This window comes from Pseudoalteromonas sp. L23 (assembly GCF_021728455.1).
GTDB lineage: Bacteria > Pseudomonadota > Gammaproteobacteria > Enterobacterales > Alteromonadaceae > Pseudoalteromonas.
This window is the reverse complement of sequence record NZ_JAKKCW010000011.1, coordinates 12,557-28,715: the sequence shown is the minus strand read 5'-3', so window position 1 is coordinate 28,715 and position 16,159 is coordinate 12,557. Positions and strand designations below refer to the sequence as shown.

Sequence of the window (16,159 nt, the reverse complement as noted above, 5' to 3'; positions counted from 1 at the left end):
GCCAAAAGCGCCACAACTGGTTGGAGTCTTTTACAGATTATTCAAAAATTGATTGACTGAAGCTAGCTCTCTTTGCTTTTGCATGATGCAGGTATTTGTTGCCAGTTCCAGCTGCTTAAGTGATTTACTTAAACCTTCTACTTCTTTTTGCATCGGTTCAAAAAACTGCTGAGCTTGTTTTAATGCATCCGCGTCACAATACGTAAATAGGTAAAAAGGTAGCTGTGGCTTTGCAAAAGGAGGGAAGCGCTCCTTTAAGCGCTCAAAGTGCTGATAAAACCACTTTTGATAAAGCGCTTTTCGCTCATCGCCTTTACCATTCCCGCTTAATATGTAATTAAAGTCGGAGGCCGTTACATGCTCGCTTAGCGCATAATCTAGTACTTGTTGTTGCAATTCTTGTGGACCAAAATAACCCATTGCAAGCAATAGATTAGTACGTTGAGTTGGGTTATTGGTGGTTTCAAAGACTTTTTTGTATGACTTCAACAGCTCAGCATCACCGTAGTAAGCGGCAATTTGCAGGAAGCTTCTAGCCAAGTAGGGGTCGACTTTATCAGGTGACGTTAAATATAAACTCGCTTGCTTTTTTGCATGCTTAATAATGGTTTGATGCTTTGTCTCGAAAGCCAGTGCTCTAACCAATGCTGCACGTATTTCCGATGTGGCAGCTGGTTCATTTGCATTTGCCTCAAGTCCATATCGAGAAAACGCAGGCTCAACATAAGTGGTATAAAGTTTCTCCCAAAGTAACTTATTTGAATCGTCTTCATACTGTTTATGTTGTGATAGTAATTGAGTAAGAGCGGCCTTTGCTACTTTGGGATGAGTGTCGTTAATAAACTCACTGAGCGTTAACATCAACGCATTGGCGTTTATTTTTCCAGACTCCATCAGCGCGTCAACATTGCTTAGTAAGTCTAATCTCTCCCGCTCGTTTAGCTTGTTTGGGGCATGTGATATTAGGCTTGCGAGTTGAGACTCAGAAAGATCCCAGCGATAATAACCTGTCGCGTTGTCGTTTGGTAAGATCCACTCAGGCTCAAAGTCTAATTTAATCTGTTGCGCCTTGGAGTCTAGAAGTATTGTCTTAGTGGCTGTTTTGTCACCTCTACCATAGCGCAGTGTGATGGGGATATGCCAAGTTTGTGCTGCTGCTTCTTGTCCTTTTATTACAAAACGTTGTTGCGATACGGTGGCATTCTGGCCATCTAACTTAATCGTCAAAAGTGGAAATGAAGCTTGTGATACAAATGAGTCTAGCACTGTCGCTACATCTTTATTAGATACTTTACCCAGCTCATTCCATAGATCTTTGGCTTCTGCATTCTTATAAGCAAATTTACGGATATAATTGCGCATGCCTTGCTTAAATACCTCTTCCCCAAGCCACTGCTCAACCATGTAAAGTACCGCGCTACCTTTGCTGTACGCAAGACCCAAGCCGTCTGTTACATCAGACTCTGTAATAACCGGTTTACGGATCGGTGAGGTAGTTGCTTGAGCATCATAGGGCATTGCATTGTGTTGAGATAGGGATAAATTTGTTTCTAGTTCAGGAAATAGCTGCTGGGTGATCTTTGCAGCCATCCAAGTGGCAAACGCCTCGTTTAACCACAGGTCATTCCACCATTTCATCGTAACTAGGTTGCCATACCATTGGTGTGCAAGTTCGTGAGCGATAACATTCACATGTGAGGTTTGAGCTTGTTGTGTTGACGTTGCAGGGTCAATAAGTAGTATATCCTCACGATAAGTCACCAGGCCTGCATTCTCCATTGCGCCGAACGGAAATTCAGGGACTGCAACTTGGTCTAGCTTTTTATAGACATAGGGTAAGTCAAAATAGTCTTCAAGTGCTTTGAGTATCTTTGGCGTGTTTTCGATGGAATAAGCGGCAAGATTTGATTTCTTTTGTGGGGTAATAATGTTACCTGGAACCGACATCCCTTTAACATCAAGTACTTCGAATGGACCAACGGATAAGGCGACTAAGTAAGAAGGAAGAGGCGGCGTCTTGTCGAAGTAATGGGTGGTCATGCCATTCGACTTTTTGGTCTCTAAAACAGGCGTGTTGGCGAATACTTTTTGATCGTCTGGGGCTGTAATAGTGAGCTGAAATGGGATTTTATACTCAGGCTCATCAAATGTAGGCATTGCTCTTCTTGCATCACTCATCTGAAACTGTGTAAATAAGTAAGGCACGCCGTTGTCTATGGTTTTGTAGAGACCGACGCTATTACGGTTGAAGGGGGCGGTATAGTCGATAGTAAGCGTGTAGCGACCGGGTTGCAGTGTTTTTTCGCAACTCAATCTCACTTTACCGGTTTCGAGCATTTTATCTCTGAGCTCACACGACGTTTTTCCGACTAGTGCAGCGGTATCTATCGCATAGTCTAATCCGTTGAGCTCAATAAATTGGGTGGCTTTGAGCACCTCAAGTTTTATAGTCGTGTGTCCTGAAAAACGCTCTTTAGAAGGGTCTAAGTTAAATGTGACCGCTTGCTCTATAGGTTTAGCCACGGTGGCTAGACGATGAAGTTCAGCATTTGATTGGGCCTGAGCTGAAGCGCTGATAGACAGCAAAATAGCACTGCATATTAAAGACCTAGATAGCATAAAAATCCTTTATTCATTTTGTTATTGTTGATTTATCTTGCGAATCAATGCTCTGTATGTTGTCACTTGGTGTGATAAAAGCATAGATAGTTAGCGCAATGTTCCTTTTACTTTAACAAAACTTGTTGCAAAAAGAGTGGGGGTAAAGGTTTACTATCGGGCTAATATTTTAAATATTAAGTAATATCAATAAATTGAAGAGGTGGATTAGCCGACTTTTTGTGTAACAAAAATTGTAACAGACTCCACCGTACTTAATTAACCTGAGGTTTGGATAAGGAATGTTCCCACATATTGAAACTACTTATGTTTCACTATGTGTTCTAACTTCAGATAGGCCCCGATTATAGTTAACCAGTGTAATAACTGTGACTTTGGCTTTGGTTTACAATAATTCATTGTTGCTCCTGTCGTAGTAGTGAATAAACTGCGTTTAGGTTAAGTAATTTATGACTGTATCTTGGGTCAAAATATGGCAGGATACCAACGATAGTTAATTACAATTAATATAAGTTGAGCTTATGGATAAGAGGTTAAGGCACTTAAGTGCACTACGCTGTTTTGAGAGTGCAGCTCGGCTCCAAAGTTACACTCAAGCTGCACTCGAATTGAACATTACGCAAGCGGCAGTAAGCCAACAAATGCGGCAATTAGAAAATGCACTTGCAGTTAAGCTTTTTGTAAGAAAAGGCCGCAATATGCACTTAACTGAAGCCGGCGAAGTGTTGTTAATGTCTACTCAAAGTGCGTTTAAGCGCATTATTGGGGGATTGAACCAAATTCAAACACAAGAATTGGCTGGTAGCTTGACTATCACGTCAACCCAGTCTTTTTGCTCTTTATGGCTAATGCCTAACCTGTGCTCGTTTTACGAGTCTCATGACGACATCCAAATTCGCGTGCTTGGCTCTAATCGCTTTGAAGATATTCGTTTAAATCATATTGATATCGCGATCCGGTTTTCTACCAAGCGAGAGTTAGCCTGCCCCGCCGGACTTGAGCAGTTATATCTTGGGGAAGATAGTAACTATCCTGTTTGTTCACCAAGCTACAAAGAATCGCTGCAAATTAAGTCTCCGAATGATTTAGCAAGGTGCAATCTTATTCACCACGACGATGATAAAGTAAGCTGGGAGCAATGGTTTGAGTCTCAGGGGATATGCGGTTCAAGTATTTGTGCCAAAGGCCCACACACTCGAGTCTCTTCTAATGACATGGCATTGAGTGCAGCGCTTAAAGGCCAAGGTGTTGCAATCGTCTCCAAAGAGCTATTTTTAGACTTTCAACAAGCTGGCCTTATTGTGCAGCTTTTTGATACCCCTCACCCTGTGGTATGGCAACGCTATGTGTTATTTGATCCCTATTCACCAAAAAGAGCTCGGATCCAAGTATTTATTGATTGGCTTATCAATCACTTGCCATAAGGCCTCGTTATGGCTCATTTATTGAGCCACTTTCGTATTATTTCATGAATGCGGAAGTAAATGTGAATTTGAAATAAATATTAAACTAAAATTTTACATTGCCGGATTAGACTCCGTTCCCGCAAGGAAAACTAGCAAGGATGCCAACATTCAAATACCGAGGAAACGATGAAAACTTATACTCTCACGCCAGCCGTGTTGATGCTCATGAGCAGCGTCGCCAGTGCAGAACCTGAAGTTCACTACGAGTCTTGTAAATCCACCTTTAACTATCTAGCCGCACAGTATCAAGGGACAACGGATAAAAATAATTCAGGTTCGCAGTGGTGCTATTTAAAACAAAGCATCGAAGGCGCAACATGGGGTCATGTCAGAACAGAAACCATCCCAGAATTCAAAACGGTAACCGGAAAAGCATGTAAAACGCCATCTGAGTATCAAGGTGAAAAATTTTATGGCTGTACAACCCGAAATCACACCGCACCTTGGTGTTATGTCGAAGAGGGCGGTTGGGAAGAATGTCAACCAGAAGCGCCGCCAACGCTTTTAGCTCACACTCAACCCCTACAAAGTAAACGATTAGATAGAGTTGCGTTAGGTTCATGTTTCAAAACCAAAGGAGATATGCCAGAAGCGCTCGCTAAGTTAATTGGCCAACAACCGGATCTGTTTCTTTGGTTAGGGGACAATATCTACGCAGATACCACTGATATGGCGGTGATGCGCCAGAAGTATGATGATAAAAAGAATAATAGTGAATATCGCAAGTTTTTAGAGGCTAAGATCCCTGTGATGGCGACTTGGGATGACCATGATTTTGGTTGGAACAATGAAGGCAAACATTATCCAGAGAGAGTATACGCACAAAAAGAATATTTGCGTCACTTTGATGTTGATAAGGCTGATCCAAGACTAAACGGTCAAGCTGGTATTTATGAAGCAAAAATGTTGGGGGGATCGGGCGAAACCACGCATGTGATCACATTAGATGCCCGTTACTTCCGCTCTCCAACCTTCTCAAGTTACGGAACGTGTGAGGGGGAAAGTAGCACTATATTGGGAGAGGCGCAGTGGCAATGGCTTGAGCAAGAGTTACAAAAGCCATCAGAAATCAAGCTCATTGCAAGCGGCATTCAAGTACTGCCTCCGCTGCATCAAGGCAGAAGTAAAACTAACTACTGTGCTTATGGAGACGGCAAAACATTTAATGCTGCCATCGCGTCATTAGAAGAGACTAATATGTCTGGTACTAGTTATGAGTCTTGGGCTGAAATGCCAGCACAAAGAGAGCGTTTGCTTAGGTTAGTACAGAAATCAGTGAACGAAGGTAAGACTAAAGCCGTTGTGTTTTTGTCTGGCGATCAGCATTGGGGAGAGCTTCTACAAAAGACTATTCCCGCAAGCAGCACATATGGTCAAGCAGTTAACGTCTACGAAGTGACGGCATCGGGTTTTGGTCAAAACTGGCCTTATCACATTGAAAATCCATTAAGATTACCTATTTACGCAGACGACAAAGGGGATGGCAATTTTGCCAAAGCATGTCAGCTACCGTTCAAATATGCAGGCATTACCTATCAAGGTTGTATCACGCGAGACAATGATAAGCCTTGGTGTTATACCCAAGTGGATGATAACCAAAAAGGTATTGAGGGTGAATGGGGCAACTGTGCGCCAGCTGGTGCTAATATCCCAACGGGACGAGTTGGCGTAGTTAGCAAAGATATCGCAAAGTTGACAACATCTAACCGCCATTTGATTAATAAATCGGGAAGTAACTACGGCTTGATAGACATTGATTGGCAAAATCGTGAGCTGAAAATGTCTATTGAAACGGCAAACGAGGAAGCGGTTTCCACTGTCATTAAATTTTGATATGTTCATATTAGCTGGGCGCTCGCTCAGCTAATATGGGGCTTACATAGTAACTCTTTGTAAATTATCGAAATAAATTGTATACTGCGTGCAATCTCTGAATAAATCAGTTAGACTTCATTATGGATTGTAGGTCACGCAAATTAAAAGGACATTAATTTGAAATTTATCATTTCTCTTTTACCCGCACTTTTTTTAACTAAATTAGTCTTTTACATCACTGATTTTGAATATTTACTTTTTGAAGAGCCTTTCGATTTTGGCAAATTGCTAATTGACATCAGTGTGTTCGGATTCTTCTATTTTACTTCAGTTATCGTTTACGAATACTTTTTTGGTGAAAAGCTAGAGCTCAAACGTCAAGTGACGAGCAAGCGGACTAAAGGTTCAATGTAAACTTATTGGGAGCTGGATGGCTTTTTATAAGGCTCAAGTAAGCGAAATACCATAAAGCCCACCGCGCTTAATACAATTGCGATTTCATATCGCTGATATGCACTAGAGATCCCTATTGCCCCGGTTAACCAGATACCTGCAGCGGTTGCTGTGCCATGTGTGGAATTATCGTTTTTCACAATTGAACCGCCACCAATAAAACCAATTCCAGTAATGACACCGTACATGACTCTCGCTTGTGCTTCATGTGACTCAAATACATCCATACTTGTTAAAATAAAAGCACAACAGGAAATAGCGACTAATGGGAATGTTCTAAGCCCCGCGCTATCAGAGCGACTTTCTCTATTAATAGCTAAAGGTAATGTAAGTAAAAACGCAAAAACAATTTGGTAAAAGTGATACCAAATGAGTGCTAAATCAAGATTAATCCAATCTGGCATTTTTTATCTCCTATACTGTTATTGGGTTAATGCAAAAGGCATTCCTTTGAGTTGGCATAACCCATGCAGGATGAAAGCGTCTATAACTTTTAGGAGAGAACAATGGATTTATTGAGGATCATCATTGCAATTCTGCTTCCACCACTTGGTGTATTTTTACAAGTCGGTCTTGGCGGGGCTTTTTGGTTAAATATTTTGCTGACATTGTTGGGTTATATACCAGGAATTGTGCATGCAGTGTGGGTGATCGCCCGTCGGTAAAAAGCGGACAACAAGTAACAATAACACGGTAATCTTTGCAGGGTATTATCCTGCAAAGATCTCCAGCACAATTGGCATTACTGAAAGTACAAGTAATGCAGCCATCACAAAATTAAACCATCTACGACTTTGCTCATTTTTTAATACATGTTTCAGCGACGAACCAAACACTAACCAGATCCCAACACAAGGAAATGACACCAACAGAAAGACAATGGTGATCATCAAGTTTTGACTCATAAAATCTGCGCCAGCGGAGGTATAAGTTGAAATAGCACCTATTGCCACAATCCATGCTTTTGCGTTTACCCACTGAAATAGCGCGCCTTTTAAAAACGAAAAAGGTTGAGGGGTTGAGTCTGCATCAGTTGTGGGTGAAGACATCGCGACAAGGTAAGCAAGATATAGAAGATAAATGACGCCAATGCACTTTAAAATAAAGTGCAAACTAGGAAATAGCTCAAAAAGCTGCGCAAAACCTAAGCCGACCAGCAAAAGCATAATCGAAAAGCCCACACAAATACCGCTTAATAGCGGAATGCTCCTCTTTAAGCCAAAATTAACACCAGACGTCATTACCATAATATTGTTTGGCCCAGGCGTTACGGAAGACGCAATAGCAAATAAAGTGATAGCAACCAAATAGTCCATTAAGTAGTCCTTTTTATATAGCCGGAGTGTTACATCAAGGCATTTGTTATTTAACCTGAGGTTTGGATAAGGAATGTTCCAACTCATTGTTGCTAAAGCACAACTTAGTTTTTTCCTTGTCTAGCCAGCAAGTTTTAGGGAAAACAAGGCGAATTTACGCACCAATAGCTGGCTATTGGAAGTGAATTCAACGCAGTTAGCGCTAAAACTGGCTGCTAGAAAGGCATTAATTATCCGCAGCTCAGGTTATTTAGAGAGTGTCTTTTGTCTGGTAATGCCAAGTGGATTTCATACTTCACTATTGGGTTTGCGCGCAAAATAGTCAATAGGTGATTAGTCGAGGTGTTGTTTTTAGTTTTGTTATAAGATAACATATTTAAAGTTATGGTATAACATAAATAAAAATAGGATCTCTCTCATGGTATTAAAAGGTAAACTTTTGGCAGTTGCCATTTCCGCAATTCTTCTTTCTGCATGTGGTGGTACTGAACACACAATCGTAAAAGTAGACCCGCCAGCACAAGATAATGGCAACGATGACGATGGTCATGATGATCACGATCATGGAGATACGATCGCAGACGCAAATGGTCGTCTGTTAGTTACTAGCGCTGAAAGTAACGTTGTGAATGTGTACTCAACGGCGGATAAATCACTTATCGACTCGATTGGCGTTACACACTATCCAAAATATGTATATAGCTCTGAAAATCACCGCTTTGCTGTCTTGGTACAACGTGACCAAGGTTTAGTGGAGTTTATTGACGGTGGTTTATATGAAGAGGAGCATGGCGACCATCACCATACTCACGAAGAGTCGCCTGCACTTGCTTCGTTCCATTTAGAATCAGTGAAGCCAACACACGTGACTGTCGGTGAGTCTGGTATTGCTGTGTTCTCAGATGGCGACAAAGACAGCCAACAAAATGCCAGTGCCGCGATGTTTAGTGAAGCGCATATTAGCGGCGAGCAAAGCGAAGTCGCTGCATTACATTACGACACTTACATGCACGGTGCGGCGCAAGCTCGAGGCGAATTTCTAATTAGCACGATCAGAGACCCTCAAACCGAAACTTCTCTACCCTCGCAAATTGGTTTGTATCATGCGCATGGTGACCATTTTCATCAAGAGCAGGTATTTAACGTAAGCTGTCCAGCACTTCACGGCAGCGCACAAAATGAAGAAGCAGTGGCATTTGGTTGTGGTGATGGTGTTGCGGTTATCACTCAGCAAGGCGAAAGCTTTAGTGCAGTAAAACTAGCTAATCCAGATTACTTTGCTGACGGGCAGCGAATTGGCACCCTCAAAGGCCACCATGATGCAGAGCAATTTATCGCATCAGCAGGTAATGATGTGCTGATGGTTGACCCAGAGCACGGCCATATCGAGAAGCTTGAATGGCAAGTAAGTGATAACTATCGCATTGCTAGTTTTGGATTTAGCTTTGCGGGTGAGCATGTTGTGGTGATGGATACCGCAGGTAAACTCAGCATTTTTGCCGGTCATGAGCATGATGGTGAACACCATTTTGAAGCTGCAGGTGAAGTACAAGTAAGTGATGCTGATTTAACTACGATGCCAGAAGGTCACGGCTTCCAAATTACATTTTCTCATTCAGAGCAAGCGGTATATGTGAGCGACCCAATCGCAAAACAAATTAAAAAGTTTGATTTAGAAGAAGCCAAACTGGTAGACACATTTGAGCTAGATTACGTACCAGAAAAACTAGTATGGCTTGGTATTACTGCAGAGGAATCTCACGACCATTAATACTTAACCTCATGTAGTCCCTGACAATTTTTAACACTGTAGATAGTGGCTTTGCCACCTTAGTTAAGCTAAGGTGGCTTTTTTTAAGGGAAATATATGATAATTAGACCAGCCACCATCAACGACTTAACTACACTTCTAGGTTTAGAACAGCAAGTGATCGAAGCGGAGCGTCCGTATAACTCAACAATCAAATCACAAGACGCCAAATACTACGATTTTGAAAAATTACTCACTTGTTCAAATACGTTAGTGGTTGTTGGTGAAGTATCAGAGCAAATAGTGGCAACAGGGTATGTGCAGATAAGAGCATCTAAACAGCAGCTACAGCACACGCAGCATGGTTATCTTGGGTTTATGGATGTAGCACCTGAGCATCGTGGTAAAGGTTTGAATCAAGCGATCATGGAGCACTTAATCGCTTGGTGTAAAACCCAAAACGTCAACGACTTCTACCTTGATGTATACAGTAGTAATGCCGCAGCAATTCGCGCTTATGAAAAAGCGGGATTTACACCTTGCCTGCTTGAAATGAAGCTACACCTCTAGATTAACCAAAGTTTACAGCCAACCTTTGTGTTTAAAGAATAAATAAGGAGCAAAACCAGAGAGCAGCATAATAGCAATGGCAAAAGGATAGCCCCATGCCCAGTTTAGCTCTGGCATATTATTAAAATTCATCCCATACACACTGGCAACCACAGTGGGCGGCAAAAATACGACAGAGGCAATGGAGAAGGTTTTAATAATTTGGTTCTGTTCTATATTGATAAAACCCTGCGTAGAGTCCATCAAAAAATTCACTTTATCGAAGAGAAAGGCGCAGTGCGACATTAGGGTTTCGATATCTCGTGTGACTTCCCGTAGCGTTTCTCGCTCCTCAGATTGCACCCCCACATGACGCATTAAAAACGAGATATTGCGCTGCGTATCCATCAAACATAAGCGCACTTTACCGTTGGCATCTTCTAGCCTTGAAATACGACTAACAGCTTCTTCTAGATCTGAGTCTTCTTCCTCAAGCACATAGGCACTGAGCTTTTCAAGCTGGTGGTGCATATCCTCAAGCATATCCGCGTGGTTTTCGACTTTTTGGTCGAACAAAGTCACTAACAGCTGTTTTGGGTTATCGCACGCCACTTGCCCTTTGCGCGCACGCAGTCGCAGCAACCTAAAATCTGCAAGCTCGTCATCACGAATGGTTAATAAGCAGTTTTTTTGTAATAAGCAGGCCACGGTCACCGTATTAAAACGCCCGTCATTGGGAGACATAAATAAAGCGTGTACATGCAGACCTTCGCTGTCGATAAAACAGCGCGAAGAGGCTTCGATTTCTTCTACGTCATCCGCACCAGGAAGGGTAATATTTAGCGTGTTTGCCAGAGCAACTCGCTCCTCCTCAGTGGGATTAATAGTATCTATCCAATGGGCGTTTTTGATTGCTATTTCAATCGGGGTGTCGGCGCTTGGTTCCATTTCGGAAATTACACCGTGTTCAATCGAAAAAAACCTCAGCATCTCATTACTCTACACGACGACTCTTTGGCAAAGTATAAGAGTGAATGTATTAATCAACAATGACAATCCAGGGATTATCCGCAGATTATTCAGCTTGATAGGTGTAGATATTACGCGCCGCAACCGAGTTATTCATGATTGTTGTGTAATTAGCAACCAATTTAAAGCCATGGCGCTGAAATAAATGATTCACTGCTAAGGCATCTACTCGACAACGAGTGTGGATAGGTTGGCGAGTAGCGGCTAAGGTGTCTTGTAGTAATTGCTTACCAATTCCTTTGCCGCGAATATTCGCATCAACCATAAAGTTCGAAATATATAGGCCTGACGTAAGATCAAAGCGCGCTTTATCTTTAAAATGCGCGATTGGCACTAGCGACAAACTGCCTATAAGTTGCTGTGTTGAGTCATCAAAAATAACACGTACTTCGCCTTCTTCGATTTCCTTTTCCATAAGCAAGCGAATGGCTGCTTGGTCTATTTCTTCATTACGTGGCGGCGCTGAAAAGGTCGCGATGTATAGCTTGGTAAGCTGCTCAACAATATCGCGGGTTGGGGTAGAGATTATTTCAATCATGCAGATACGCTCCGTGTTTTTGGATCAGCTTGGTAACTTTCAAGTAAGTGCTCAATATTACGTTTAAACAACTCGCTGGCATGTTCTGTTAGTACCGTATTTTTCGCTATCGCATGGCCTAGATACAAGTTGTATAGCTCGTACGCCGCGCACTGCGCATCAAGCTCAGGATGAAAAATACCGCTTTCTATCCCTTGCACAATTTTATGCTTAATATAGCTAAATAATCGGTTATGTTGCTCGGTAACTTTGGTATGAATAGGGCTGTCTGTATGGCAATTAAATTCAACCAACGCTTTGATAAACGGGCAAGTTGAATGTGGCTCATTAAATAGTTCACGAGTCCAGTCTGCCCAAATAGAAAAGAGCATTTTGAGTTGCACTAGGGGATCTTGGTGCCGTGCCGGTGCGACGACATGCAGCATAAATTGATCTTCACAGTAATCGAGGATCGCCAACTGCATATCTTCTTTACTGTCAAAATGCGAGATAAGCCCGCTGCGAGACAAGCCACAAAGCTTTGCCATAGAACCAATAGTGACTTCTATTAAGCCATATTGGCTACTAAAGCGCATACCTTGCTCTAAAATGGTTTGTCTCGTTCTCTCGCCTTTATTCATCACTTATGCAGTTATTCTTTGAGTAATACGTTGAATAACGCCAGTATCGCCTAAAATGCGGCGATGTCCAAGGCCTGAGGTTTGGATTAAACGCTCAGGAGTGGCAGCGATAAGCGACTCTACGTGTTCAAATGGCGCAAATCGGTCCTCGGTATCGTGAATAAATGTCGGCTTAAACTTAAGTACACCGTCGTGGAATTTATCTCGGATCAAATGCCAATGCGTGCCATATCTTGTGGTGATAGCGCCTAACACTTGGTGCAGCATTTTTTCAGAAATACCCGCTCGCGCAACGCGCTCAAACATCAGCTCAAAAAACTGCACGGGAGTTGCAACATTTATAACCACACGATTTTCTAGGCGATAATCCGGTAAGTTCATCAGCGCCACAGCGCCCATAGAATGCCCCACCAAAGCCACGATATCATGGCGATCGGCTTCTAGCTTCTCAATCAGGGTATCCAGTGCTTCAACAAAAGCCAGCAAATGGGCTTGCTTACCATGAGATTGTCCATGACCAACATGATCAATCGCCACAACGCAAAATCCCGCTGCTACGAGTTCAGGGATCAAAGTATCAAAGCAACTGCTGTTATCGGCCCAACCATGACTTAACACAACGGTCTTCGGACCAAGGCCAAACACGTTTACATGAACGCGACCTAGCGAGGTAAGAATATTGAACTCACCATTGGGTTTTTTATTTTTAAACTGATACTGACGCTTACCATGCGGACTCATCAGTAGTACCTGACCTAACCTCGAAGTAATAGGTGGCGCAAGCGTGCACATAAGCCCTGTGACACCCCGACTTATCTTGGTAATAAGCGAGCCGTCTTTGTCGTTAAAGTAGCTGAATTTCATCCTGACCTCTAAAAAAGAACACTTGTACTTTTATTAAAATAGAACAACTGTACTTTTTTGTAAAGCATAACAATCACCTTTTAATATTGCAGCTGGTTTACTCTGCGATACACCTCTATGTAGGAGCTGGTTCACCCAGCGACACACCCCGCGTAGGAGCTGGTTTACCCAGCGATACACCTCCGCGTAGGAGCAAGTTTACCCAACGATACACCTCCGCGTAGGAGCTGTTTTACCCAGCGATACACCTCCGCGTAGGAGCTGTTTTACCCAGCGATACACCTCCGCATAGGAGCTGGTTCACCCAGCGATCTTTACCAAGCACCAACCGCTGCACAAAGCACCTTATACGGACTCCACACCACCGCGTAGGAGCTGGTTCACCCAGCGATCTTTGAGGCACCAACCGCTGCACAAAGCACCTTATACTGACTCCACACCACCTCGTAGGAGCTGGTTTACCCAGCGATCTTTATTACCCACAGAATTTACTTGTAACGACATAATTAAGTAGATATGTTCAAAACATAATAACAATTGATGGTTAAATGTAACTAAGGAAGGGTTGTGGATAGTTCAGACCAATCAAAATGGAACAAATATATCGCTCACCCAGATACTCAACTCGGTAATCATCAAAGCGTTTTGGAGCATTTACTTGGGGTAAGTGCACTAACAGCCAAATTGGCCACAAAGATTGGCTTTGCTGAACAAGGCCGGTTAATTGGTTTGCTGCATGATTTTGGTAAATACAGCACTGAGTTTCAAGAGTACACGCGACTGATTATCACAGAACAAAAGGGTTACAACCCTAATAATGATGAAGGTAACAACATCCGCAAAGGGTATTTTCAATGAGTAAGTATTTCGGACATTCAGGGAATAACGAGGATAAGTCTGACTGGCAGCCATTGAGAGACCATCTATGTCGAGTTGCTTCTGGAGCAGAGCTGAATTCCAAATATTTCAAAGCCGCTAAATTATCGTATCTTGCAGGTCTTTTGCATGATTTGGGTAAATATAGTCCAGAGTTTCAGGCGAGACTAGAAGGTGTTACAAACAAAGTAGATCATGCTACGGCTGGCGCTAAAATTGCCGCGGAACTTTTGCCTTCTCCCTACGGTAATCTGATCGCATATGCTATTGCAGGGCATCATACAGGATTAGCCAATGGCTCTGGTGAGGGAGCAGGACGTCGTGCTCTTAAAGACCGGTTAAACCTGCAATTTGGCAAAGATATACCTGCGCTGGATGGTGAAGCTTGGCAGTCTGAACTTGTCTTGCCACCTATCGAGTCCCTTATTCCTGAAATATCACCAAATCCTAATGCGGATTTGCAAGGTTTCCAATTTGCATTTTTAATTCGAATGATATTTTCGTGTTTAGTTGATTCTGATTTCATTGATACTGATAAATTCTATAAACACCTTGAAGGTAAGCCCTTATTGCGTGGAGATTATCCTCAATTAGCAGAGTTAAAAATACAGTTTGATCAAGCTTTAGCTGACAAGATCAAAAGTACTGACCAAACCCAAACCGTTAATCAACTTCGCAAAAAGATTCTTGATACTGCTCGTATCAAAGCGAAACTTACTCCAGGGTTATTCACTTTAACTGTGCCGACGGGGGGTGGAAAAACCTTTAGTTCAATGGCCTTTGCATTAGATCACGCTCTAGCACATAACATGCGCAGAGTTATTTATGTCATCCCGTTTACCAGTATTATTGAGCAGAATGCCAAAGTGTTTCGTGAAGCATTTGGTGATTTAGGCGAGTCAGCCGTTTTAGAACACCACAGTAATTTTGACGATAGTAAAATAAAGGAGGTAGAAGGAGTTGAGGAAACTCGCGATAAACTAAAACTGGCAATGGAAAACTGGGATATGCCAGTGATTGTGACTACGGCAGTACAGTTTTTTGAGTCCTTGTTTGCTGACCGTCCCTCCCGTTGCCGCAAACTACATAACATCTCAGGCAGTGTGATTATTCTGGACGAAGCACAAACTCTCCCGCTTAAATTTCTCCGCCCAGTAATGGCCGCAATTGATGAGTTGGCGCGCAACTACGGCTGCTCTGTTGTACTGTGCACCGCGACTCAACCGGCACTATGTGAGCCTGATTTTACTCACGGATTTAAAGGTGTCCGCGAAATTGCCCCTGATCCAACCAGACTTTTTGACGAACTAAGTTTGGTGAATGTCTCTCATTTGGGAGAATTAAGTGATGATGAGCTAGTCTCGTGTATTCAAGCTAACAAACAGACTCTTACCATTGTAAATAATCGCCGTCATGCTCAATCACTTTTCCTAGCACTCAAAGCACAGCAAACAGAAGGGGTTTTTCATTTAACAACCTTGATGTGTGCAGCACACCGAACGGCAACTTTGGATGAGATTCGTAAGCGTTTAAACCCCAAAAAACCTCAGCCATGTCGTGTAATCTCGACGTCGCTCATAGAAGCTGGGGTAGATGTCAGTTTCCCGTGTGTGATGCGAGCTGAAGCTGGCTTAGACTCGATTGCACAAGCGGCAGGCCGCTGTAATCGTGAACGGTTATGGCTAAAAGCGGATAGCCATGTTTGGATTTTCAGATCTCCCGACTGGCCTATTCCACCCGAATTAAAAGGGCTCTCTGCGGATATGCGAGCGGTACTGAGAAAAGGTCATGACAACTTATTAGACCAAATGGCTATCAAAGATTATTTCTCCAATGTTTATTGGCGCAAAGGGGATGAGCTTGATCAGAAGCAGCTTTTAAAAGCCTATCGAATTGGTGCTTCGAAGTTAGATTTTCCATTTCAGAGAATTGCTAGTGATTTCAGAATGATTGACAGCTTTATGTGTCCGGTTTTAATCAATTATAACGATGAAGCGCGCAAGTTATTGACCGAACTTGAATCTACGGATGAAGTGAGTCGCGTTTTAAGAAAGCTACAGCCGTATATTGTACAGATCCCACAAAGTGGTTTTGACAGCTTACGATTTGCTGGGGTTATTCAAACAATTGCCCCACATCGCTTTGACGAGCAGTTTTGGGAGTTAGTAAACATGGACATTTATGACTCAGAATCTGGGCTCAGTTGGAATGCACCTAATTTTATCAAGACTGAAAATTTAGTTTGGTAATTATTTTTTAATGTC

General features: G+C 42.6%; 15 protein-coding genes. 8 read left to right on the top strand and 7 right to left on the bottom strand.

Translation table 11 applies throughout. The annotated features are described in order from the left end of the window. Positions 1-30: 30 nt before the first annotated feature. The gene (locus L3V43_RS17140; RefSeq protein WP_237117095.1) at positions 31-2,619 is read right to left on the bottom strand and encodes a M1 family metallopeptidase; all 2,589 of its coding nucleotides are present in this window, start codon (positions 2,617-2,619) and stop codon (positions 31-33) included. A gap of 521 nt (positions 2,620-3,140) precedes the next feature. On the opposite strand from L3V43_RS17140, the gene L3V43_RS17135 reads away from it, so the two are divergent. The 3 genes from L3V43_RS17135 to L3V43_RS17125 all read left to right on the top strand — a co-directional run bounded on the left by L3V43_RS17135 (position 3,141) and on the right by L3V43_RS17125 (position 6,314). Continuing rightward, positions 3,141-4,043 (top strand): LysR substrate-binding domain-containing protein, encoded by a 903-nt coding sequence (locus tag L3V43_RS17135; protein ID WP_010603707.1) that lies wholly within the window; start codon positions 3,141-3,143, stop codon positions 4,041-4,043. 168 nt (positions 4,044-4,211) lie between these two features. Beyond that, entirely contained in the window at positions 4,212-5,918 is a 1,707-nt protein-coding gene (locus L3V43_RS17130; protein ID WP_237117096.1) for an alkaline phosphatase D family protein, read from the top strand. Positions 5,919-6,077: 159 nt separating this feature from the next. Beyond that, complete coding sequence (locus L3V43_RS17125; protein ID WP_010603705.1) at positions 6,078-6,314, top strand: hypothetical protein; 237 nt, start codon at positions 6,078-6,080, stop codon at positions 6,312-6,314. 2 nt (positions 6,315-6,316) lie between these two features. Here L3V43_RS17125 and L3V43_RS17120 read toward each other — a convergent pair whose 3' ends face one another. After that, on the bottom strand, positions 6,317-6,757 hold the full coding sequence (locus tag L3V43_RS17120) for an MgtC/SapB family protein (RefSeq protein WP_010603704.1): 441 nt from the start codon (positions 6,755-6,757) through the stop codon (positions 6,317-6,319). Between the two features lie 102 nt (positions 6,758-6,859). Between L3V43_RS17120 and L3V43_RS17115 the strand changes: the two genes are divergently transcribed. After that, a complete protein-coding gene (locus tag L3V43_RS17115; protein ID WP_010369885.1) occupies positions 6,860-7,018 on the top strand; it encodes a YqaE/Pmp3 family membrane protein in 159 nt (52 codons plus the stop codon). Between the two features lie 45 nt (positions 7,019-7,063). Here the strand turns inward: L3V43_RS17115 and L3V43_RS17110 are convergent, their stop codons facing one another. Continuing rightward, positions 7,064-7,669, bottom strand: a complete 606-nt coding sequence (locus L3V43_RS17110; RefSeq protein ID WP_237117097.1) for a LysE family translocator — start codon at positions 7,667-7,669, stop codon at positions 7,064-7,066. Positions 7,670-8,087: 418 nt separating this feature from the next. Between L3V43_RS17110 and L3V43_RS17105 the strand changes: the two genes are divergently transcribed. Both L3V43_RS17105 and L3V43_RS17100 read left to right on the top strand, forming a co-directional pair. Beyond that, positions 8,088-9,440, top strand: coding sequence for a hypothetical protein (locus tag L3V43_RS17105; RefSeq protein ID WP_237117098.1), 1,353 nt, complete (start codon positions 8,088-8,090; stop codon positions 9,438-9,440). 96 nt (positions 9,441-9,536) lie between these two features. After that, complete coding sequence (locus L3V43_RS17100; protein ID WP_237117099.1) at positions 9,537-9,989, top strand: GNAT family N-acetyltransferase; 453 nt, start codon at positions 9,537-9,539, stop codon at positions 9,987-9,989. A 12-nt stretch (positions 9,990-10,001) separates the two neighbouring features. Here L3V43_RS17100 and corA read toward each other — a convergent pair whose 3' ends face one another. The 4 genes from corA to L3V43_RS17080 all read right to left on the bottom strand — a co-directional run bounded on the left by corA (position 10,002) and on the right by L3V43_RS17080 (position 13,019). Next, entirely contained in the window at positions 10,002-10,958 is a 957-nt protein-coding gene (gene corA / locus L3V43_RS17095) for a magnesium/cobalt transporter CorA (RefSeq protein ID WP_010603700.1), read from the bottom strand. An 85-nt stretch (positions 10,959-11,043) separates the two neighbouring features. Next, positions 11,044-11,535 carry a GNAT family N-acetyltransferase gene (locus L3V43_RS17090; protein WP_237117100.1) on the bottom strand — a complete coding sequence of 164 codons (492 nt, stop codon included), beginning with the start codon at positions 11,533-11,535 and terminating at the stop codon, positions 11,044-11,046. Next, a complete protein-coding gene (locus tag L3V43_RS17085) occupies positions 11,532-12,155 on the bottom strand; it encodes a TetR/AcrR family transcriptional regulator (protein ID WP_029215706.1) in 624 nt (207 codons plus the stop codon). Before L3V43_RS17085 ends, L3V43_RS17090 begins: the two co-directional genes overlap by 4 nt. Positions 12,156-12,158: 3 nt before the next feature. Then, a complete protein-coding gene (locus L3V43_RS17080) occupies positions 12,159-13,019 on the bottom strand; it encodes an alpha/beta fold hydrolase (protein ID WP_010603697.1) in 861 nt (286 codons plus the stop codon). A 567-nt stretch (positions 13,020-13,586) separates the two neighbouring features. Between L3V43_RS17080 and L3V43_RS17075 the strand changes: the two genes are divergently transcribed. After that, on the top strand, positions 13,587-13,877 hold the full coding sequence (locus L3V43_RS17075) for a CRISPR-associated endonuclease Cas3'' (protein ID WP_237117101.1): 291 nt from the start codon (positions 13,587-13,589) through the stop codon (positions 13,875-13,877). Next, the gene (locus tag L3V43_RS17070) at positions 13,874-16,144 is read left to right on the top strand and encodes a CRISPR-associated endonuclease Cas3'' (RefSeq protein WP_237117102.1); all 2,271 of its coding nucleotides are present in this window, start codon (positions 13,874-13,876) and stop codon (positions 16,142-16,144) included. The genes L3V43_RS17075 and L3V43_RS17070 overlap by 4 nt, the downstream gene beginning before the upstream one ends. Positions 16,145-16,159: the final 15 nt, after the last annotated feature.